The 20,777-nt window shown below is 58.4% G+C and carries 17 protein-coding genes; 16 read left to right on the top strand and 1 reads right to left on the bottom strand.

What is annotated here, in order from left to right; genetic code table 11:
- The first annotated feature begins 10 nt into the window (after positions 1-10).
- Both DX909_RS20605 and DX909_RS20600 read left to right on the top strand, forming a co-directional pair.
- Complete coding sequence (locus DX909_RS20605) at positions 11-1,012, top strand: 4-hydroxyproline epimerase (RefSeq protein WP_128547095.1); 1,002 nt, start codon at positions 11-13, stop codon at positions 1,010-1,012.
- A complete protein-coding gene (locus DX909_RS20600; protein ID WP_128547094.1) occupies positions 1,009-2,256 on the top strand; it encodes an NAD(P)/FAD-dependent oxidoreductase in 1,248 nt (415 codons plus the stop codon). Before DX909_RS20605 ends, DX909_RS20600 begins: the two co-directional genes overlap by 4 nt.
- Here the strand turns inward: DX909_RS20600 and DX909_RS20595 are convergent.
- The gene (locus DX909_RS20595; RefSeq protein WP_128547093.1) at positions 2,249-3,679 is read right to left on the bottom strand and encodes a sigma-54-dependent transcriptional regulator; all 1,431 of its coding nucleotides are present in this window, start codon (positions 3,677-3,679) and stop codon (positions 2,249-2,251) included. The genes DX909_RS20600 and DX909_RS20595 overlap by 8 nt on opposite strands.
- A gap of 508 nt (positions 3,680-4,187) precedes the next feature.
- On the opposite strand from DX909_RS20595, the gene DX909_RS20590 reads away from it, so the two are divergent.
- The 14 genes from DX909_RS20590 (at position 4,188) to DX909_RS20525 (ending at position 20,764) form a co-directional block, all read left to right on the top strand.
- On the top strand, positions 4,188-5,327 hold the full coding sequence (locus tag DX909_RS20590; RefSeq protein WP_128547092.1) for an FIST signal transduction protein: 1,140 nt from the start codon (positions 4,188-4,190) through the stop codon (positions 5,325-5,327).
- Between the two features lie 3 nt (positions 5,328-5,330).
- On the top strand, positions 5,331-6,860 hold the full coding sequence (locus DX909_RS20585; protein ID WP_128547091.1) for an ATP-binding protein: 1,530 nt from the start codon (positions 5,331-5,333) through the stop codon (positions 6,858-6,860).
- Between the two features lie 11 nt (positions 6,861-6,871).
- Positions 6,872-7,246 carry an Hpt domain-containing protein gene (locus DX909_RS20580; protein ID WP_128547090.1) on the top strand — a complete coding sequence of 125 codons (375 nt, stop codon included), beginning with the start codon at positions 6,872-6,874 and terminating at the stop codon, positions 7,244-7,246.
- A gap of 468 nt (positions 7,247-7,714) precedes the next feature.
- Entirely contained in the window at positions 7,715-8,122 is a 408-nt protein-coding gene (locus DX909_RS20575) for a response regulator transcription factor (protein WP_128547089.1), read from the top strand.
- Between the two features lie 9 nt (positions 8,123-8,131).
- A complete protein-coding gene (locus DX909_RS20570) occupies positions 8,132-9,346 on the top strand; it encodes a sugar transferase (protein WP_128547088.1) in 1,215 nt (404 codons plus the stop codon).
- Entirely contained in the window at positions 9,325-10,278 is a 954-nt protein-coding gene (locus DX909_RS20565; protein WP_128547087.1) for a glycosyltransferase family 2 protein, read from the top strand. The genes DX909_RS20570 and DX909_RS20565 overlap by 22 nt, the downstream gene beginning before the upstream one ends.
- Positions 10,279-10,300: 22 nt before the next feature.
- Positions 10,301-11,512: a glycosyltransferase family 2 protein gene (locus DX909_RS20560; RefSeq protein WP_128547086.1), complete on the top strand. Its 1,212-nt coding sequence runs from the start codon at positions 10,301-10,303 to the stop codon at positions 11,510-11,512.
- Entirely contained in the window at positions 11,509-12,960 is a 1,452-nt protein-coding gene (locus tag DX909_RS20555) for an O-antigen ligase family protein (RefSeq protein WP_128547085.1), read from the top strand. Before DX909_RS20560 ends, DX909_RS20555 begins: the two co-directional genes overlap by 4 nt.
- Before the next feature lie 12 nt (positions 12,961-12,972).
- Positions 12,973-14,229: a glycosyltransferase gene (locus tag DX909_RS20550; RefSeq protein WP_128547084.1), complete on the top strand. Its 1,257-nt coding sequence runs from the start codon at positions 12,973-12,975 to the stop codon at positions 14,227-14,229.
- Positions 14,230-14,377: 148 nt separating this feature from the next.
- Entirely contained in the window at positions 14,378-15,169 is a 792-nt protein-coding gene (locus DX909_RS20545) for a TolC family protein (RefSeq protein WP_229311129.1), read from the top strand.
- A 9-nt stretch (positions 15,170-15,178) separates the two neighbouring features.
- Positions 15,179-17,380: a GumC family protein gene (locus tag DX909_RS20540; protein WP_128547082.1), complete on the top strand. Its 2,202-nt coding sequence runs from the start codon at positions 15,179-15,181 to the stop codon at positions 17,378-17,380.
- Positions 17,381-17,440: 60 nt separating this feature from the next.
- A complete protein-coding gene (locus tag DX909_RS20535) occupies positions 17,441-18,877 on the top strand; it encodes an MOP flippase family protein (protein WP_128547081.1) in 1,437 nt (478 codons plus the stop codon).
- Between the two features lie 3 nt (positions 18,878-18,880).
- Positions 18,881-19,837, top strand: a complete 957-nt coding sequence (locus DX909_RS20530; protein WP_128547080.1) for a hypothetical protein — start codon at positions 18,881-18,883, stop codon at positions 19,835-19,837.
- 54 nt (positions 19,838-19,891) lie between these two features.
- Positions 19,892-20,764 (top strand): alpha-1,2-fucosyltransferase, encoded by an 873-nt coding sequence (locus tag DX909_RS20525; protein ID WP_128547079.1) that lies wholly within the window; start codon positions 19,892-19,894, stop codon positions 20,762-20,764.
- Positions 20,765-20,777: the final 13 nt, after the last annotated feature.

The following is a 20,777-nucleotide window of genomic DNA, read 5'->3' as shown; positions in this document are numbered from 1 at the left end:
TCTGTCACCTATGCCATCCCATTTTTTCTGTATCGACGCCCATACCTGCGGCAATCCCGTCCGGGTGGTAACCGGCGGCAGCATTCCCCACCTGGAAGGGGCCGACATGAGCGAAAAGCGCCAGCATTTCCTGCGGGAATACGACTGGATTCGCAAAAGCCTCATGTTCGAGCCGCGTGGTCACGACATGATGTCGGGCAGCATTTTGTATCCGCCCAGCGATCCGGCGAACGACGTGGGGGTGCTGTTCATCGAGACCTCGGGCTGCCTGCCCATGTGCGGCCACGGCACCATCGGCACCGTGACGGTCGCCATCGAGCAGGGGCTGGTGACGCCCCGAACGCCCGGCGTCCTGAATCTGGAGGTGCCGGCCGGGCGGGTGCGGGCCGAATTCCGGCAGGAAGGCCGGAAGGTCAAGTCGGTGAAGATCACCAACATCAAGTCGTATCTGGCGGCCGAGAACCTGAGCGTCGAGTGCCCGGACCTGGGAACGCTGACCGTGGACGTGGCTTACGGCGGCAACTTCTACGCCATCGTCGATCCGCAGGAGAATTTTCCCGGTTTGCAGCATTTCAAGGCCGAGCAGCTCATCGCCTGGGCGCGGGTGATGCGAGGGCGGCTGAACGAGCAATACACCTTCGTCCACCCCGAAAACCCGACCATCCACGGCCTGAGCCACATCCTCTGGACCGGCGAACCGCTGGCTCCGACCTCGACCGCCCGCAACGCGGTTTTTTACGGCGACAAGGCCATCGACCGCTCGCCCTGCGGCACGGGAACCTCGGCCCGGCTGGCGCAATGGTACGCCAAAGGTCGCCTGAAACCGGGGCAGGATTTCGTGCACGAGAGCATCATCGGGTCGATCTTCACCGGCCGCATCGAGCAGGAAACCGAACTGGCCGGCCAACCCGCCATCGTGCCGAGCATCGAAGGCTGGGCGGTCATTCACGGGTACAATCACCTCATTCTGGACGAAGACGATCCGTACGTCCACGGCTTTCAGGTGCTATGAAACAGGTCGGAATCATCGGCGGGGGCATCATCGGGCTATGTTCGGCCTACTACCTCCGCCAGGCCGGGTATGCGGTGACGGTGTTCGACCGCAACCCGCTCACCGACGGCTGCTCGTTCGGCAACGCCGGCATGATCGTACCGAGTCACATCATCCCGCTGGCTCAGCCGGGCATGGTGGCCAAAGGCATGCGGATGCTGATGAAATCTACCAGCCCGTTTTACATCAAACCCCGTCTGAGTACTGACCTTCTGCGCTGGGGCTGGCTCTTTTACCGGCATTCGACGCCCGAACACGTCGAGCGGTCGATTCCGGCCCTGCGCGACATCAGCCTGCTGAGCCGGCGGCTGTATCAGGAACTGGCTCAGACCGGGGGGCTGTCCTTCGGGTGGAAGGAAGACGGGCTGCTGATACTGTATAAAACCGCTTCCGCCGAACACGAGATGGCCGGGGAGGCCGAAGTCGCCAACCGGTCGGGCATCGAAGCGCGGGTGCTGTCGGGGCCACAGGTGCAGGCGCTGGAGCCGGACGCCCGGGTCGAGGTGCGGGGGGCGGTTTACTATCCCGGCGATGCCCACCTGATCCCGGACCAACTCATCCGGTCGCTGACGGCGGTATTGAAGGCTCAGGGCGTTACCCTGCTGGAAGGCCGGGAAGTGACCGGCTTCGGGGTGCAGGGCGGACGAATCACCTCCGTCCGGGCCGGGGCCGACGACCTTCCGGTCGATGCGCTGGTGGTGGCTGCGGGCGCCTGGTCTCCGCTGCTGATGCGACTCCTGGGGACGTCGCTGCCGCTGCAGGGCGGAAAGGGATACAGTTTTATGGTCCGGGAGCCGAAACCACAGATCCGGGTGCCGGCGATTTTGCTGGAAGCCCGGGCCACGGCCACGCCCATGGGGCCGGACCTCCGGTTTGCCGGAACGCTTGAAGTGGCCGGTACGGACCTGACGGTCAACCTGAACCGGGTGCGCGGCATCGTCAATTCCATCCGGAATTATTATCCGGATATGACGGTTTCGCTGCCGGACGTAAAGCAGGTCTGGAGCGGCCTGCGTCCGTGTTCGCCCGATGGTCTTCCGTATATCGGAACGTCTGGCCGCTACGAAAATCTGGTTCTGGCGACGGGGCACGGCATGATGGGCGTGAGCCTCGGGCCTGCGACCGGCCGGCTGGTCACGGACCTGATCGACGAACGGCCGCCTTCGATGGACGTCGGCCCGTTCGATCCGGGGCGGTTCAGCTGACCGGCCCCGACATCCGGTTTCGATTATGGGCTGCACCGGGCAGAGCCGCAGGGCCGGTCAGAGGCCGTTCGATGAAGGGGGAGAGTTCATTGTCCTGGATCATCTTGTAGATGGTCGATTTTCCGACGCCCAGCCGGGCGGCCACCTCCAGCACGTTGTAGTTGTACTTTTTCAGGTACAGATGGATGATCTGGGCCATGTGTTCGCGCAGGGTCTTTTCCTCCGTCATCAGCAGCGGACCGGCTTTTCTGGTGTCGAACACGATATCCTCCGGCCGGATTGCCGGGCCGGCGGACAGAACGGCGGCCGTTTCCATCGTCGTTTTCAGTTCGCGCACGTTGCCCGGATACGAATGGCCCAGCAGCCGGTCCTTTACCCCGCCTGCCATGGCGATGGGCGGCCGGTGGTTCCGGCGGCAGAATTCGTCGAGGAAATACCGGGCCAGGGGCAGGAGGTCGTCGGCCCGTTCGCGCAGGGGCGGTACAAGGATCGACAATCCTGAAAGGCGGGTGTAGAGGTCTTCGCGGAACATGCCCTTCCGCACGGCCTCGCCCAGATTCCGTCCGGTGGTGGCGATGATACGGACTTCCGGGCGGATACGTTCGTTTCCGCCGACCCGAACCATTTCTCCTTCCTGGAGGAGCCGAAGCAGTCGGCCCTGAAGGGCCGGGTTCAGCTCGGCGATTTCTTCCAGCAGCAGAGTGCCCTGCGCGGCTTCTTCGATTTTACCTTTCTTCTGACCCGGAGCGTCCGCAAACGGTCCTTTTCCCTGGCCGAACAATTCGATTTCCGTCTGTTCGGCCGGAAGAGAGCCCAGGTCGACGGTCACCAGCGGTTTCTGCCGGCGGGCGGACCGGCTGTGAATGGCTCTGGCGATCAGTGTTTTTCCTGTTCCGGCTTCCCCCGTGATCAGCACCGGATGGTCGAACGGAAGCAGGGCTTCCATTTGTGAAAAGAGGTGCCGCATGGCCTCGCTTTCGGCCTGAAGCCGGTGGCCGAAGGCATAGCTCCTTCCCAGTTCCTCCCGCAGGTCCGCGATCTGCTGCAGCAGATGGTGTTTCTCCCGGATCCTCTGCACGGCATTCCAGAGAAGCTCCTTCGTGTTTTCGTCCTTGACGAAAAGGTCATATACGCCCTGCTTCAGTAAGTGGAGTCCGCTCCGAACCTCGGCCGGCCGGCCGATGACGATGACCGGGACCGTGGGAAGCGTTTTCCGGATTTTCTGGTACAGCTCCGTCCCGTTCATGTCGGAAAAGGAAAAGCCGACGATCAGCAGATCAGGCTGTCTGCCGAGGTTTTTCAGACAGGCAAGACCACTGGTAAACAGATGAACTTCATACTCGGAATCCGGAGAGAGATGGTACTTGAGAATTTCTCCATACCAGGGATCATCTTCGACAATGAAAATGCGGCAGGGGGCCATTGCTGGTAAAACGTTAAGGTGCACAACAGGAGTCAAAAAAACCAAATTAAGTACAATTACCGTATGCGCGCAACTCCGCGGGCCAGGTATTTGTCGGAACATCGGCCGTCTTTTTTCCGCGGTCGTGCCTGGTCGGGATTTTCCGCCGGCCTGCCGGCCCCTTCCGGGAACCCGGGAAATCCGCAGGATGCGATTCCGGTTTCAGCGGCCCGCCCGGCCGGTTCGGGAATATTTACCAAACAATTTGCCACCGCCCGGTTACATTAGCATGATTATTGCCCTATATGCGTGTCTGGTAATAGGGTGCCGATCTTTCTTTTTCATTCGCGTCTTCACGGCGTCGGAGCAGGAGTAGCGGAGGTAGAAAGAGGAAGAAGGAAGGTGGTTACAAGAGTCGGACTTCGGGTAAAAATACTTATCGATGCCCGATGGCCGTGCAGGCCTGGTTTTTGCTGACTGCTAACTCATACTTTTCCTGTTCTAACCGATTTACACAACTAAGGCCTTTATGCGACTCAATCAATCCGTCTTTATCAACCAGGAATGGAACCGGCTCAGTGAAACTCCGGGATTTCAGGCTGAAAAGGCGCAACTGGTGCTGGCGTTCGGCGAGCGAAAGCTGCTGGAAACGCCCGGCTTATACGACGACCTCCGCCGAATGTTTCCGGCCGCCGACGTGATCATCAATTCCACCTCCGGTGAAATCTACCTCGACAAGGTCCACGACGATTCGGTGGTCATTACGGCCGTCGAGTTCGAGAAAACGGCGGTTCGGGCGGTGCAGATCGACATTGCCGATCATACCGAGAGCTTCCGGGCCGGTGAGCGGATGGCCGAAGCGCTGGACGAACCCGATCTGGCGGCCGTGTTCATCATTTCGGACGGCGGGCGGGTGAACGGCAGCGACCTGACGGCCGCCCTGAACGATCGTTTACAGCGGCCGATTCCCATTTCCGGCGGTCTGGCGGGCGATGCGGCCCGGTTTGAAAAAACGCTGGTGGGCCTCAACCAGCACCCGGAGGTCGGGAAGGTGGTGGGCGTAGGCTTTTACGGCGACAGCCTCCGGGTCGGCCACGGCTCGATGGGCGGGTGGGATGTGTTCGGGCCCGAGCGCGAAGTGACCCGTTCGGCCTACAACGTGTTGTATCAGATCGACGATAAGGCCGCTCTGGACCTTTACAAGGAATACCTGGGCAAGTACGCCGACGATCTGCCGGGGGCCGCCCTGCTCTTCCCGCTGTCGATGCGGGCCACGCAGGACTCGCAGCCCCTGGTGCGCACGATCCTGACGATCGATGAGGAAACCAAAAGTATGACGTTTGCCGGAGAGATGCCGGAGAAGGCGCTGGTGCGGTTCATGACCGCCAACTTCGACCGCCTGATCGATGCCTCCGCGACGGCCGCCCATACCTCGCTGGGCCGGGCGGATTTTGAACCCGAACTGGCCATCCTGATCAGCTGCGTGGGCCGCAAACTTGTTCTGGGCCAGCGTACGGACGAAGAAATTGAAGCCGCCCGGGAAATGTTCGGCCCCGGCCCGGTCATTACCGGCTTTTACTCCTACGGGGAGATTTCCCCGCTCCAGCCCAGCGCGCGTTGTGAACTGCATAATCAAACGATGACCGTAACCGCCTTCTCGGAGAACTGATCCATGGAAACTAACGATCTGCATAAGCTGCTGGCCCGGCAAATCAATAAACACCTTACGCCGGAATGTCTGCAGCACGAGCGGTTTCAGGCTTTTGTCAAGGCCGTCAACGATTCGTATATGAGTTTTGACCGCGATAAGGAGCTGTTCGAACACTCTTATTTTTTGAACGAACGCGAATACGCAACCATCAATCAGAAGTTAAAGGAAGAAATCAGGCAGCGCCAGCAGTCGGAAGAAAAACTGATCGAGGCCATCCAGTCCATGGAGATGCCGGACGACGATAATCTGCCGGACCTGGACCCTGAGAATCTGGTTTCCCTGGTCGATTTTCTTCAGAGACAGATCGACCGCCGGAAGAAGATCGAACAGGAACTCCGGACGGCAAAGGAGGTGGCCGAGAGTGCCACCCAGGCCAAATCCGAGTTTCTGTCCATGATGAGCCACGAAATCCGGACGCCCCTCAACGGGATCGTCGGGATGACCTATCTGATGCTTCAGGAAGACGTGCCGCCTGCGATTGCCGAAAACCTGAAGACGCTTCAGTTCTCCATCGAGCACCTGCACGCCCTGATCAACGATATTCTGGATTTCAGTAAGATCGAAGCGGGAAAAGTCGAACTGGAGGAAATGGCCTTCGACCTGAAACACCTCGTTTCGAACATCAAACGCGCCCACCAGCTGCGGGCCGAGGAAAACGGGACCCGCATCCGGCTCATGGTCGACGACGATGTGCCCGATTCGCTTCTGGGCGACTCGCTCCGTATCGGGCAGGTGCTTTCCAACCTGGTTTCCAACGCCATCAAGTTCACCAGGAAAGGAACCGTCACGATCGAGCTGTCGCTCCAGCACAAAACCCAGGACCGGGCCACGCTGTACCTTTCGGTCGAGGATACCGGTATCGGTATTCCCCCGGAGAAGCAGAAAGCGATTTTCGATATGTTCACCCAGGCCAATTCGGCCACCACCCGCCAGTACGGCGGAACCGGGCTGGGACTGGTCATTACCCGCAAACTGCTCGAACTCTATGGCAGCACGATTCAGCTGGAAAGCGAAGAGGGCAAAGGCGCCCGGTTCTTTTTTACGCTCGACCTCCGGATCGGGAAGGCGGCCAAGCCGTCACAGACCTTCAATTCCGTCGATTCGATCAACGACCAGACCCTGAAAGGGCTCCGGATTCTGCTGGTCGAGGATTATCCGGTCAATGTGAACGTAGCCCTGAAATTTCTCAGCCGCTGGGGAGTCGTGGTCGATGTGGCCGAAAACGGGCTGATCGGGTTCGAGAAGTTCCAGAAGGGCAATTACGACCTGATCCTGATGGACCTCCAGATGCCGGTGATGGACGGCTATACCTCGACCGAAAAGATCCGCTCGACGAATTCCCACATTCCGGTCATCGCGCTGACGGCCTCGGCCACCTACAGCAACAAGGACCGGGCGATCAGCGCGGGCATCAACGATTATGTAACAAAACCTTTCAATCCCAACGACCTGTTTCAGAAAATCGCCAGATACTGCAACCGGCTGAATTAAAGGAGTAATTTATGGAAACCCATCCGAATGAAGTCCATGGACACCGCCTGGATCATGAACGACTTCGACAGCTCCACGCCGACGACGACGGCATGATCGCGTCGGCCATCGAGATGTTCCTTTCCGACGTTTTGTCCAATTTTCTGGAGATGGACAACCTCGTCTGCCGCCAGGACTGGGAGGAACTGGCCGGCCTATCGCATCAGCTTCGGCCCTGGCTGGGCCTCGTCGGGCTGACGAGCCTCGAATCCTCATTGAAAGACCTTGAAAGTCAGATTAAAACCGGCCCCGACCCTCAGGCTCTGCAGACGCACTGGTCGCAGTTCCGGGCCGGCCTTTCCCGGATGACTCCTGTCCTTGAAGAAGAATTACAGCGCCTGGGCTGAACCTCCGCACCTACCCTCCGATCCGGCTTCGGCAAAAGGATGTCTCCTGCTGTCCGGACCCGTGCGCAAATGCCAATAATCAGACATTCAAAATCCGAATAAGCAACCACGAAAGTTATCGGTTAGCACGGTCTTTGCTACTCTTTTATCGGTAGGCTGATTACGTAACAGTTTTTACGAACATCGGGGAAATACCCATAAAGGCGGGTTTTTTCCCAACAAAGCATCTCTTCCTGCAAGGGTCCGGGGCGCAGAGGAGGTCTTTTGCCCGGACGGGCCGAAGCGAAACCAGATTATAATTCCATTAAAGTGCCGGATTTGTCAGCCGGAATCAAAGGAAAATTTAAGCACAAATTAACCCGGCCGGTAAACCAAAATGCAATTTACGGTACAGTTTTAGCTGGTTACAACCGGGGCGACCGGGGGGCTGAGAGGATTTGAACCTTTTGACAATTTGATAAAACATTTATGGAAAGCCAGTATCGTGTCCTTGTGGTGGAAGACGACACATTCATCCGGAAAGTATTGCGTCATACCCTGAAAGCCGACTTCGAGGTGATCACCCAGACCAACGGGATGGAAGCGATGACGTATCTGGAGGAGGGAAACCCCGTCGATATCATCCTTACCGACCTTCAGATGCCGCACTTCAGCGGTCAGGATCTGATCCGGACCATTCGGGCCAGCGCCCTCTTTCAGCACCTCCCCGTAATCATTCTGTCGACGTACGACGACAGCAACACCCGGATCACCTGCCTGGAACTGGGGGCCGACGACTACATGATCAAGCCGTTCAACCCGCTGGAAGTCAAAGCCAAAATCATGGCGGTGTTACGTCGGGCCGAACACCGGACGGGAAATTCAATGAATCGCTAAGCCACCGCCATGAGCCGTTCAAAAGCAGTGGAAACTTCCGCAAAAACCTCGTCCGGACAACCGGCTTCGGATGGACGGACGACATTTCGGGTCCTTCTCGTCGAGGACGATCCGAAACGGGTTGCCTCGTTCACCGAAACCTTCGGCGGACCGGTGACCGTGCTGACCGACGCCGACCGGGCGAAAGCCCTTACCCGTCTGAAGGCGGACGCCACCATCGACCTGGTCGTGTTCAACACCCGGCTGGGCAGCGGGGAATTTCTGAAACCGCTCCAGAAAGACGGCCGTTTCAGGGAACTGCCCGTCATCCTGCTCGGAGACCGGTCGGCGGTCCGGCTGGCCGAGGAACCCTTCAAAGGCCACGTGATCGACGTATTCCCCGAAAGTATCCCGGTGCAGGCTTTCCGGACCCGACTGAACTACCTGGTTCAGAAGAAAGCGTATAAAAATTCTCCGCATGAGCGCCAGAAGACGGTTTCGATCCGGATCCCGGTCGGGAAGCGGCTTTTCGACATCGCGCTGTCGTCGATGCTGCTGCTGATGATTTCCCCGCTGCTGATCGTCGTGGCGATCCTGATCAAACTCGACTCGAAAGGGCCGGTCTTCTACCGGTCGAAACGGGTCGGAACGGGATACAAGATTTTCGATATGTACAAGTTCCGGACCATGCGGACCGACGCCGACAAGATGCTGGCCGGCATGGCGTCGCTGAACATGTACAGCAAGAAAGGCGCCGAGCAGCCCCTCGAACAGCTGTGCGATGCCTGCCGAAGCAACGGCACGGAATGCCAGCGGCCGCTGTTCCTGGACAACCGCCAGATCTGCGAAGAGGCCTATTTCCGGAGCCAGAAGGCGAAAGCCATGTTCTCGAAATTCAAGGAGGATCCGCGCGTGACGCGTCTGGGTAAGTTTCTGCGGAATACCAGCATCGACGAACTGCCGCAGTTTTTCAACATCCTGAAAGGCGATATGTCGTTTGTCGGCAACCGGCCCCTGCCGCTGTATGAGGCCGAAAAACTGACCGCTACGGGCTACGCCCGCCGGTTTGCGGCTCCGGCCGGCCTGACCGGGCTCTGGCAGGTGACCAAGCGGGGCAAGGCCGCCGTGTCGGACGAGGAGCGCATCCAGCTCGACGTGCTCTACGCCAAGACGTATTCGTTCAAAACCGACCTTCTGATTCTCATCCGAACGGTGAAAGCGCTATGGCAGAAGGAGAACGTGTAAGCACCGTACCGCTGGTATCGCTGATCACCATCAACTACAACCAGGCGAAGGTGACCTGCGATCTGCTCGAATCGACCCGGAACCTGACGTACCCCCGGTTCGAGACGATCGTGGTCGATAACGGCTCGGCCGAAGACCCCACCGACCTCATCGAACGGGGCCATTACCCCAACGTGAAGGTGGTCGTCAGCCGGGAGAATCTCGGATTTTCGGGCGGCAACAACCTGGGTCTCCGGCATGCCTCCGGCGCGTATTTTTTCATGCTCAACAACGACACCGTCGTGACGCCCGACCTGATCGAGCAGCTGCTCGCTCCCTTTGCGGCCGATCCGCAGGTGGGCCTGGTCTGCCCCAAGATCCGGTATTTCGACCATCCGACGGTGATTCAATACGCCGGCTATTACCCGCTGAACCCGTATACGGGCCGGACCTGGGCCATCGGCCTGCACGAAACCGATCAGGGCCAGCACGATACGTCGGGGCCGACGGCCTTTGCCCACGGCGCGGCCATGATGGTCAGCCGCCGGGCCATCGAGGTGGCCGGCGCGATGGACGAGTCGTTTTTCCTTTATTATGAAGAACTCGACTGGTCGATGCAGATCCGGCGGGCCGGATTCAGAATCTATTACCAGGCGTCGGCGCTAATCTACCATAAAGAGTCGATCAGCGTGGGCAAGACCAACCCGATGAAGGTGTATTACAACACCCGCAACCGGCTGCTGTTCATGCGCCGGAACGTCTCGGGCTTTCCGCTGCTGGTTTTTTACCTCTTTTACTTTACGGTGGCCCTTCCCAAGGCCGCCCTTGTCTATGCCCTGCGCCGGCAGAACGACTACCTGAAGGCGCTTCGCCGGGCCGTCGTCTGGAACCTCACCCACAAGGTGCGCCGACCGGCCAAAGCCGGCCCGGCGGTGGTGGCCGATATTCACTGATTCAACGGAACTTCAATTCGGTATGGAAATTATTCTGGCGATTGGCGTAGCTCTGGTGCTGTATACCTACCTCGGATACGGGCTGCTGGTCTGGATCCTACTCAAACTGCGGGGCCGCCGGAAGGAAAGCGCCCCCCAGACCGCTTTTACACCCGACGTGACGCTGATCGTTCCGGCCTACAACGAACGCGCGTTCCTGCCGGCCAAGGTCGCCAACTCCCTGGCGCAGGACTATCCGGCCGAACACATCCATTTTCTGTTCGTAACGGAAGGCTCCAACGACGGCTCCGACGAGTATCTGCGCGCCGAATTCGGCGACCGCGTCGGGGTGCTGGGCGGGCCGGACCGGCTGGGCAAGGTTGCCGCCATGAACAAGGCCATGCTGCGCGTCAAAACGCCGATCGCCATTTTTACCGATGCCAATACGCACCTGAACCCGCAGGCCGTCCGCAACCTCGTCGAACACTTCCGCGATCCGCAGGTCGGGGCCGTGGCCGGCGAAAAGCGGATCATGACCGAAGACAGCGAATCGGCAGCCGGGTCGGGAGAAGGGCTTTACTGGAAATACGAGTCGCAGCTCAAACGCTGGGATGCCGAACTGCAAACCATCGTGGGGGCCGCCGGAGAGCTTTTCGCCGTCCGGACCGAACTGTACGAGCCGGTCGAGACGGATACCATCCTCGACGATTTCATCATTTCGCTCCGGATTGCCGGGCGTGGTTACCGTGTCGCCTACGCGCCCGACGCCTATGCCATGGAGCGGCCGTCGTTCTCGATTCTGGACGAACAGAAGCGCAAAATCCGGATTGCGGCCGGCGGCTTTCAGTCGATCGTGCGGCTCAGACACCTTCTGAACCCGTTCCGCTACGGGGTGCTGACGTTCGAATACGTTTCCCACCGGGTTATGCGGTGGGCGGTGGCGCCCCTGTGTCTGCCCCTGATTTTTCTGGCCAATGTCTGGCTGGCGGCCGGGGCATTGACTTCCGCCGACTCCTCCGGTTTGGGCTGGACGGTGCTGCTGGCCCTGCAATGTCTTTTTTACGGAGCCGCCTGGGTGGGGTACGGGTTGGAAAAGAAGCAATTGCGCTGGAAGCTCCTGTTTGTTCCATTCTATTTCACCTTCATGAACGTCTGCGCGCTGGCCGGTCTGGTCCGGTACCTGCGGGGCAATCAGTCCGGCACCTGGGAGAAAGTCCGCCGGGCCGGGGAGGTGGAACTTAAGGCACATTCATGAACGCACTCTCGAACCACCTTTCGAACCGGCGCTGGTTCTACAGCCTCCTGGGCGTGCTGGCCGCGCTGGGCTCCGGTTTCCTGATCGGGAAATTCGGGCTGGTGGCTTCGGTAGCGGTGGTGGTGCTGCCGGTGGCGCTGGCACTGGTGCTGGGCGTGCTGATCGAACCCCGGCTTGGCCTGCTGATTTATGTCCAGCTTAGCTTTCTGATCGGCTTTACGCGGCTGCTGCCGGTGGATGCGCCGGTCGGGATCGCCATCGATGCCATCGTGGGTCTGACCCTGATGAGTACCTTCCTGAACGGGAAGCGGATGCAGTGGGAACGGCTGAAAAAGCCGGCTTTCTTCCTGATTCTGATCTGGTTTATTTATAATGTCCTGGAGCTGTTCAACCCGGAAGCGCCCTACCGGCCGGCCTGGTTCCTGCACATCCGGTCTTTTTCCTGGAACTGGCTGCTGGTCGCGATCATCGTGCTGGTCAACCCGATTCAGCGGAAGGATATCAAAATTCTGGTGAATTCGTGGCTGTTCTGGTCGGTGCTGGCGGCTTTCTGGGCCTTCAAGCAGCAGTATGTCGGTCTGACGGCCGGCGAGCAGGCCTGGCTCGACAACGGCAACGCCAAAACCCACGTGCTTTTCGGACAGCTGCGGAGCTTCTCGTTTTATTCGGATGCCGCGCAGTTCGGGGCCGAGATGGCCGGGGTGACGCTGGTGAGCATCATCCGCATCTTTGAAGAAAAGAACTGGCTTTCCAAAGCCCTGTTCTTCGTCCTGGCCCTGGTATTTTTCTGGGGGTATGCGGTTTCGGGGACGCGCAGTGCGCTGTTCGTGCTGCTGGCCGGTTTTCCGTTCTATCTGCTGCTGAAGCGGGATTTCGTCAAGCTGCTGATCGGCGTCTGTGCCGCCCTGCCGCTGCTGTTCCTGCTGATGTATACCAGCGTGGGCAGTTCCAACTACCAGGTGCAGCGGATGCGTTCGGCCGTAACGCCGATGAACGATCCCTCGTTCCTGCTGCGGCTGGAGAACCAGCGCAAGATTGCCGCCCACCTGGAGCGCCTGCCGTTCGGAGCGGGCATCGGCACCTCGGCCGACGGAGGTGCGCGGTTTTCGCCCTGGCACTGGGCCGCCCAGATCGCCCCGGACAGCTGGTACGTCGAACTCTGGATGGAAACCGGCCGGGTGGGACTGACGCTCTACCTCTGTATGCTGGCGGCTTTCATCGGGGTGGGCGCCTACCACGTCCTGCGGCTGAAAGACCCCTGGCTGGTCAAGATCATGTTCGCTTTTCTGGCCGAGTTCTTCGGGATTGCCGTCATGGGCTACTCCAACCCCGTTCTGGGGCAGTTTCCGACCAGCAGCCTCATCTACATCGCTTCGATCCTTTTTACGACCTGTTACCGCTGGGATTGCCGTCCGGACGCTGCCGGCCGGGAGCCCGTCACCGCATAGCCGACCGCCCTTATGGAAAAATTCGACAGTATTATCTGCATCAGTCAGACGCCCTGGCAGGGAGACTTCCAGAAAGCCATCGTGCAGCTGACCACCGAGTTATCGGTCCGGCACCGCATGATTTATGTGGATTACCAGTATACCGTCAAGGACTTCGTCAACGGCCTGCGCGGACGCCAGCCGGCGCCGGTGCGCGAGCTGGTCCGGCTGAAAGACCCGCTGACGAAGCGGACCTTCGACAACGGCGGAGAAGCCTGGGTGTGGGTGCCGCCCCTGATGCTGCCCATCAACTGGATGGACCAGGAAGCGCACGACCGGCTGATCCACTGGAACGTCGGACGGCTGGTGAAGGGGCTGCGCCGGGTCATGAAAAAGCTGGACATGAAGCGGCCGCTGGTAATCAACGCCTTCAACCCGGTCTGGGGGGTGCCGATGCTGGGGCAGCTGAACGAGTGCGCGACGATTTATTACTGTTTCGACGAAATCACCACCGCCGGCAACTGGATGAGCCGCCACGGACACCGCTACGAGCAGGAGTATCTCCGGCGGGTCCACGCCGTCGTGACGACTTCCGAAACGCTTCGGCAGGCCAAGTCGGTATTGCAGCCGAACGCCTTCTGCGTCAAGAACGGGGCGAATTTCGACCTGTTCCATACCGCCCGGAAGCTGGCCCGGGAGAATCCGCCCACGACGCCCGTGGTGGGTTACCTCGGAACGGCCGATAACCGGGTCAACGTCGATCTGGTCGAATATTGCGCCCGCACGATGCCGGACGTCACGTTCCGCTTCATCGGGGAGGTGAAGGAGCCGCGGCTGGCCGCCCTGTCGAAATACCCGAATGTGGAGTTTATCCCGCCCCACCAGCCGGCGGACCTGCCTCCGCTGCTGGCAAAGCTGTCGGCGGCCATGATTCCGTTTGCCTGCAACGAACACACCTATACGATCTATCCGCTGAAGATCAACGAGTATCTGGCGGCCGGGCTGCCGGTGGTGTCGACGCCCTTCTCGATCCTCGACGATTTCAACGGGGTGATCGAACTGGCCGGAACGCCGGAAGAATTTGCCCAGGCGCTGCGCCGGGGACTGTCCGACAATACGCCTTTCCGTATCCGGAAACGGGTGGAGATGGCCCAGGGGAACACCTGGGCAAAACGGGCCGAAGAGTTCGAAGCCGTTCTCCGCCGGATACCGGCCGCCTGGTCGGCCGGGCCGCCCGAACCGGAGCCGCACCGGAACGCACTGGTTCATAAAACCTCCGGATCGAAATAAACGCGCTTTGACCGGAAAAGCCGGTTTAATCCCTTTTTAATAAACCAGTTAAAGTTCATTTAAATGGGACGGGCCGGCCTGAATGGAACAATAATTGCACCGGTATCGGCGAGATCAGCCTCTTTGCCCCGTACCGATGGGAACCACTATGAAAACCTATACCACGCTGAGCCGACTCGCTCTGTTTTTTCTTTTTATTACACTTGTCCGACAAAGCTTCGCCCAGGGCAACGGACCGGCCCAACCGGCGCCGGTGGTGCAGGGATTGGCGGTATCGGACTCGGTTTATTTCGATTTCAACAGAGACATCTCCGTCCAGCTGCTGCCTTTCGAGGAATTGTATCAGCTGGCCGTCAAAAATTCGCCCCAGGTCAAGTTCGAAAAGGAAATGACCGTGGGCTATAACGCTTCCTACAAGCTGTCCAGGATGCAGGTGCTGCAGAACGGGGTGGCTTTCGTCAATTATTCGACCGGTAACCAGGCCATCATTTCCACCGGCGCGGGCAGCGGAGACGTTCTGGGGCAGATTTCGAACGGTTACCGCACCGGAGTCCAGCTGTCGATCAGCCTGCACGACATCTTCGGGCGGCCGCAGCAGATCCGGCTGGCCCGGGCCAACCAGCAGGCCGCCCTTTACCGCCGGGAAGCCTTCGAACTGCAACTCAAACGGGAACTCATCGGGCTGTATCAGGACCTGCTGACCGCCCAGCGCGTGCTCCACGTGCGGCTGGAAGACGAACAGGCTTCCCTGGCCGCCTTCCGGATCGCCGAAGTGGAAATCCAGAAGGGAAAGGTAACGCCCGAGGCTCATGCCTACAATATGAACCGCTATGCCCAGACCAAATCGACGGCCGAGCAGGCAAAAGGGGAATTTCTGAAAAATCTATACAATCTGGAAGCCGTCGTGGGGGTGCCCATCCAGCAACTGAAACGTAAATAAGCCGACCGTATGACACTTCAGACGTTTATAACTCTCCTAAAGAAACACGCCCTCTGGTTTATCCTGTTTCCGGCCCTGACGGCAGGCACGATCTTCTACCTGACCCGGAACGAAACCCGGACCTATAAGTCGGAGGCTACCCTCTATACCGGCCTGGGTTCCGGCTACTCCCTGAACTCGGCCACCGCCGGTTTTCGGGTCGATTACACGGCCGTCAGCAATGCATTCGACAATATCATTACGACCCTCAACTCCAAGGAGACGCTGGCCGAAACCGGTAAAAAACTGCTGGCCGCCCACCTGCAGCTTCAGAAACCGGATAACCGCGTGCTGTCGGCCGCCGGTTTTCAGAAACTTCAGCTGTTCATTCCGGCCGGTCTGAGAAAATCACTCGTCCGGCCCGGCAACCCGGCCTTTACGGACCTGATGCTCGACAGCCTGCTGAAGGCCGAGACCGACAATCCGGTCAAATCCCTGCTGTTCAACTCGCCCACGTATTATTCGGTCGAGGTGATCCGGAAAAAACTCAAGTCGTCGCGCCGGAGCTTCAGCGACATGCTCGACCTGGAATACGAAGCCGACGATCCGGCGGTGGCCAAACAAACGCTCGATCTGGTCATCGAATCGCTGAACGACCGGTATACCTCCATCAAGAAGAAGGAGTCGAACCCGGTGGTGAACTATTACGAAGATAAGGTGCGGAAAGCCAAGCAGAACCTCGATGCGGCCGAGGCCCGGCTGCAGGCCTTCAACGTCCGGCATAAGGTGCTGAACTTTGACGAGGAGTCGAAGAATATGGCGCTTACCAAAGAAGCCCTGCTCAGCGAATACCAGCAGGAACTGATGCGCAACCGGGCCGCAAAGGCCGCCATGGAAGCCCTCAACAACCGGATGGGCAAGCGCAGCGGCCTGCTGAAAATCAACACCGAACTGACCGACAAGCAGGCCGAGATCACCGAGGTGGAGAGCCAGCTGGTCAACGCCCGGGCCAACAACCAGCCGACGGCCGTTCTGAACCGCCTGCAGGCTAAAATCTTCCAGCTTTCGGAAGAATTGAAAGTCATCGCCCGCAACTATTTTGCCGCCGACAACTCGGCCGACAACGTTCCGCAGGGGACGCTGATCAACGAATGGCTCGGCAAAGTCCTGGCCTTCGAGGAGTCGGCGGCCCGGCTGGACATCTACCGGAAACGCCTGGCCGATTTCGATAAGGAAGCGGCCGCCTTCAGCCCCCTGGGACCGCAGCTGAGCCAGCTCAAACGCGACCTGAGCGTAGCCGAAAAAGAATATCTGGATGTGATCGACCGGCTTGATCAGGCCAACACCCAGCGTCAGGACATCCAGATCGACGGTTCGGTTTCGGTGCTCGACGCGCCGAACTTTCCCTACGTGCCGACGGCTTCCAAACGCTGGCTGTTCGTGGGAGCGGGGGTGGGGGTCGGGTTGTTCCTGGCCCTGTTTCTGACGGCCCTGCGATTCGTGACGGATCAGCGGCTCAGCACGCCCGACCTGGCCGAATCGAAAACCGGCCGGCCGGTGACCGCCGTCTTCCCGGTCGTCAAAAAAGTCTCGCTCAACTCCCGCGAAAGCCGCGCGGCCATGACGATGTTCGAACAGCTCTGTAGCGCCATCAACATCGAAATGGCCCAGAGCGCCCAGAAAACGCACCCGCCGGTCATCACGCTCTTCAGTATGCACGCCCAGGACGGCAAGAGCTGGGTGGCGAGCAGCCTGGCCCGGGTCTATGCCGAATCCGGCCAGAAGATTGCCTATTACTACCCCAGCCTGAAGGAAAACACCCAGGCCGTCGAACAGTACGGGGTGACCTATCTGCCCTATCCCATCCGGCCCGATTTCATGAACCTGACGGCGGTGGAAGACCTGAGCGATGAGGATATTACGGTGAAGAATGCCGGCTACGACAAGATATTTCTGGAACTGCCGCCCTTCGTCAGCAGCCCGATTCCGGTGCCGCTGCTGGGCCGGACGTCGGTCGGCCTGCTGGTGCTGAACGCCCGGGGGAGCTGGAAACGGACCGAGAAGCAGCTGCTGTCGATGTACCTGAAGGTATCCGGCCATCCGCTGCTGACGGTGCTGAACCGGGTGGAGAGCGACTACATCCAGGCCCCGACGCTGAAGGAGGTGAAGGACGGCCCGGTGAAGCCGGAGCGCCTTACCGAATCGAAAAACCCGGTTCCGACCAATGCCTGATTCCGGAAATAAACAGACCACCCGATCGCATCACTCTACCAATTACAGTACCCAGGGCGCATGAGCAATAAGCAGAAAGCCATCAACGGCGGGAAGTGGATCACCATTGCCACGGTCATCTCTACGGTCTTTCAGTTTCTCCAGGTCGCGATTCTGGCCCGGCTGCTGGAGCCGGCGGCTTTCGGGGTGGTCAGCGTCAGCACCCTGATCATTGCGTTTTTCAACATTTTCGGGAACCTCGGTTTTTCGAACTCGATCATTTACAAGCAGGAGAGTGACCGAAAGGTGCTTTCGACGCTCTATCTGCTGAACCTGTCGCTGGGTGCGATCATCTCGGTGGTCGTGTACTTCAGTGCGCCCCTGATCATTGCGTTTTACCGCGAACCCCGGCTCGACAGCGTCGTCAAACTGTCGTCGCTGTATTTCCTGATCGTCTATTTCGGCCAGATCTATTCCTTCCTGCTTCAGAAAGAACTGCGGTTCAAGGCCGTCGCGGTGATCGACATCATCGGCACCTTCGTCAGCACGAGCGTGGCTATTTTTCTGGCCTACCAGGGCTTCGAGGAGCTGTCGCTGATGTACGGGCAGCTGGCGATGCAGGTCGTCAAGACGATTCTGCTGATCGTTTCGGGCTACGGCCTGTTCCGGCCGGTGCTGCACTTCGACCTGAAAATTATTAAGGAACACCTGCGTTTCGGGATGTACAACGTCGGCGATGGGCTGATCGGCTTCATTCAGGCCAACTCCGACAATGTGGTGGTCGGAGGGACGCTGGGCGTCAAGCTGCTGGGGTATTATACGCTGGCGTCGCAGCTGGCGGTTTTCCCGATCCAGCGGCTGAACCCGATCGTGCTTCAGGTGGCCTACCCGATGCTGGCTAAAATGAAGGAGAACGAGGAAGAACTGAAGAAGTCCTACATCCAGATTCTGGACCTGATCAGTTACATCAACCTGCCGCTGCTGGCCGGGCTGTACATCACCGCCGACAGCATCGTGCCGCTGTTCTACGGCCCCGGCTGGGAAACCACCATCGACCTGATCCGGATTTTCGTTTTCGTCAGCTTTTTCACCTGCCTGAGCCACCCGCTGTTCACGCTGGCCTTCTCGAAAGGTAAACCGAACCTGCTGTTCTATCTGAACCTCGTGACGCTGGTCATCAAGGTGCCGCTGCTGTACGTCTTCGCCAAAAACTGGGGGCTGACCGGCATCGCCATGGCCTTCCTGACGGCCACCGTCATCAACACGGTTCTCAACTTTTTCATCGTCAACTCGCTCATCGGGAAATTCCTCCGGGAGTTTTTCGCCAACGTCATGAAGCCGGTGATTTTCTGCCTGCTGATGATCGGAGTGGTGGCGACCTACAAGTCGCTCATCGGGTTCGAGGGGGTGACGCATACCATCGTGGAGATCGGGCTGGGCGGCATGGTCTATGTCGTGCTGACGCTGCTGTTCAAGCTGTCGGTCAGTGAAATTCGGGAATTCAGAAAAGCGGTCTGATCGATGGAACGACTGATCTTAAAAAGCCTCTACCTGGTCGCGCTGATCAAATATCCGAGAATCCGGAACGATCTGCGGTATTTTATCCGGGACAACTACTACTGTAAACTCTATCAGGTCCGGTATCTGCTCCAGGATTACGTCGTAAAAAGCAGATATAAAATAACCGATTATCAGGGCGAATTCGACCAGGAAATGCGGTACGTGATTCCGTTTGCCTACTGGCACCATCTGAACGGAACGCTTCAGAAAACCATCTCGGCGAAGAATACGAAAGAGTTTTACTTTTTCAGCGAAAACCACGAGGAGCGATACGACAAACGCATCTGGACCGAATCCTACGCGCATTACGACGTGCCGAACATGACGCACAGCAATTCGTACAGCTACCGGAAATGGGCGCCGGTGCCGTTCAAGGCGCATTATAAAAACGAGGTGTTCGTCTTCGATAAACCCATTCTGGTGATCGCCAATAAATACAATCTGGAGTGGGACCAGCCGCCGATCAACTACCTCGGCATCGACGATCTGGAGCGCATCATCACCACGTTTACATCAAAATACCAGATCATTTACAACCGGCCGTTATCGACGCATATCGTGCAGGATAACAGCGAGGTATATGACCTGAACGAACACGTCTGGCTGCGGGAAAACCATCCGGAAGTGATCCTGATGAGCGACCTTTTCGAGCAGTATAAATCCACGGTGGTGAAGAATTTCAATCACCTCCAGCTGATGGTTTACGCCAACAGCAATCACTTCATTTCGATGCACGGCGGCACGGCGGCCTTTGCCAGTTATTTCGGCGGGACCAATATTATCCTCTCCAACCCGAACTGGGGAATGGAACACCACTTCAACGAATATGCGAACCTGTTTCCGAAGTTTTCCGGTGCCCGCATCCTGCACGCCCGGACGAGGGAGGAGGTTTTTAATTACCTGAAGGCCTACTATTAAAAACAGGCGGAAAAGCGGAACCGGCGGGATTCGGTCAGTAAACGAAAATCGGAAATGATTGTCACGAAAATTACGAGTGGTCTGGGAAATCAGCTGTTTCAATACGCGGTAGGCCGGAATCTGGCCCTGCTGAACGGCACGTCCCTGTACTTCGATCTGAGTTATTATAAATCGACGTATGACACCGATACGGTCCGGCATTTTAAACTCGACCGCTTTCATATCAATTACAGCGTTCTGAACCGTTCCCCGCTCGAATACATCTCGAAAGGCACGAAGCTGTTTCCGAACCGGACCTTCAAACCCTTTTTCTCCTTAGTAAAGGAAAAACACTTTCATTTCGACGAGGAAGTGCTGCATTCGACCGGCTTCTGGATTACGCTCGACGGTTTCTGGCAGTCCGAAAAATACTTCTGGGAAAACGCGGACGTCATTCGTCGGGAACTGTCGTTCAAAGACGTCGACGAGGTGAATTTCACCCAATACAAACAGGAAATCACGGGCAGCGAAACGCCGGTTTCGATGCACATCCGGCGGGGCGACTACGTGACGCACCCCGACTTCAGCAAGACGTTCGGGTTTGTCGGGATGGAGTATTACCGGCAAGCCGTCGCGCTGGTGCGGGAGCGGTTTCCGTCGCACCGGTTTTTCGTCTTTTCGGACGATCATGCGTGGGTAAAGGACAATTTCGATCTCCGGGAGAATGACGTTTTCGTCGTCAACGAGGGGCAGGATGCCGACCTGAAAGACCTGCAGCTGATGAGCCTGTGCCGGCATAACATCATCGCCAACAGCTCCTTCAGCTGGTGGGGCGCCTGGCTGAATCCGAATCCCGACAAGCTGGTGATCGCACCGGCGAGATGGTACCGGAACAAACCGGACTGGAATACCAAAGACCTGGTGCCGAAAGGCTGGACCCGGCTATAAGTTTCAACTTAAT

The organism is Larkinella soli (genome assembly GCF_003703975.1).
GTDB classification, from domain to species: Bacteria; Bacteroidota; Bacteroidia; order Cytophagales; family Spirosomataceae; genus Larkinella; species Larkinella soli.
Note: the sequence above shows the minus strand (reverse complement) of the source record. Positions and strands in the feature narration are given on the sequence as shown.

What these genes read in the sequence shown, in the direction of transcription:
- DX909_RS20570 (WP_128547088.1), top strand. Translation starts at nt 8,132, where the DNA reads ATGAGCCGTTCAAAAGCAGTGGAAACTTCCGCAAAAACCTCGTCCGGA.
- DX909_RS20555 (WP_128547085.1), top strand. Translation starts at nt 11,509, where the DNA reads ATGAACGCACTCTCGAACCACCTTTCGAACCGGCGCTGGTTCTACAGC.
- DX909_RS20595 (WP_128547093.1), bottom strand. Translation starts at nt 3,679, where the DNA reads ATGGCCCCCTGCCGCATTTTCATTGTCGAAGATGATCCCTGGTATGGA.
- DX909_RS20600 (WP_128547094.1), top strand. Translation starts at nt 1,009, where the DNA reads ATGAAACAGGTCGGAATCATCGGCGGGGGCATCATCGGGCTATGTTCG.
- DX909_RS20580 (WP_128547090.1), top strand. Translation starts at nt 6,872, where the DNA reads ATGGAAACCCATCCGAATGAAGTCCATGGACACCGCCTGGATCATGAA.
- DX909_RS20590 (WP_128547092.1), top strand. Translation starts at nt 4,188, where the DNA reads ATGCGACTCAATCAATCCGTCTTTATCAACCAGGAATGGAACCGGCTC.
- DX909_RS20565 (WP_128547087.1), top strand. Translation starts at nt 9,325, where the DNA reads ATGGCAGAAGGAGAACGTGTAAGCACCGTACCGCTGGTATCGCTGATC.
- DX909_RS20525 (WP_128547079.1), top strand. Translation starts at nt 19,892, where the DNA reads ATGATTGTCACGAAAATTACGAGTGGTCTGGGAAATCAGCTGTTTCAA.
- DX909_RS20575 (WP_128547089.1), top strand. Translation starts at nt 7,715, where the DNA reads ATGGAAAGCCAGTATCGTGTCCTTGTGGTGGAAGACGACACATTCATC.
- DX909_RS20560 (WP_128547086.1), top strand. Translation starts at nt 10,301, where the DNA reads ATGGAAATTATTCTGGCGATTGGCGTAGCTCTGGTGCTGTATACCTAC.
- DX909_RS20530 (WP_128547080.1), top strand. Translation starts at nt 18,881, where the DNA reads ATGGAACGACTGATCTTAAAAAGCCTCTACCTGGTCGCGCTGATCAAA.
- DX909_RS20535 (WP_128547081.1), top strand. Translation starts at nt 17,441, where the DNA reads ATGAGCAATAAGCAGAAAGCCATCAACGGCGGGAAGTGGATCACCATT.
- DX909_RS20545 (WP_229311129.1), top strand. Translation starts at nt 14,378, where the DNA reads ATGAAAACCTATACCACGCTGAGCCGACTCGCTCTGTTTTTTCTTTTT.
- DX909_RS20550 (WP_128547084.1), top strand. Translation starts at nt 12,973, where the DNA reads ATGGAAAAATTCGACAGTATTATCTGCATCAGTCAGACGCCCTGGCAG.
- DX909_RS20540 (WP_128547082.1), top strand. Translation starts at nt 15,179, where the DNA reads ATGACACTTCAGACGTTTATAACTCTCCTAAAGAAACACGCCCTCTGG.
- DX909_RS20585 (WP_128547091.1), top strand. Translation starts at nt 5,331, where the DNA reads ATGGAAACTAACGATCTGCATAAGCTGCTGGCCCGGCAAATCAATAAA.
- DX909_RS20605 (WP_128547095.1), top strand. Translation starts at nt 11, where the DNA reads ATGCCATCCCATTTTTTCTGTATCGACGCCCATACCTGCGGCAATCCC.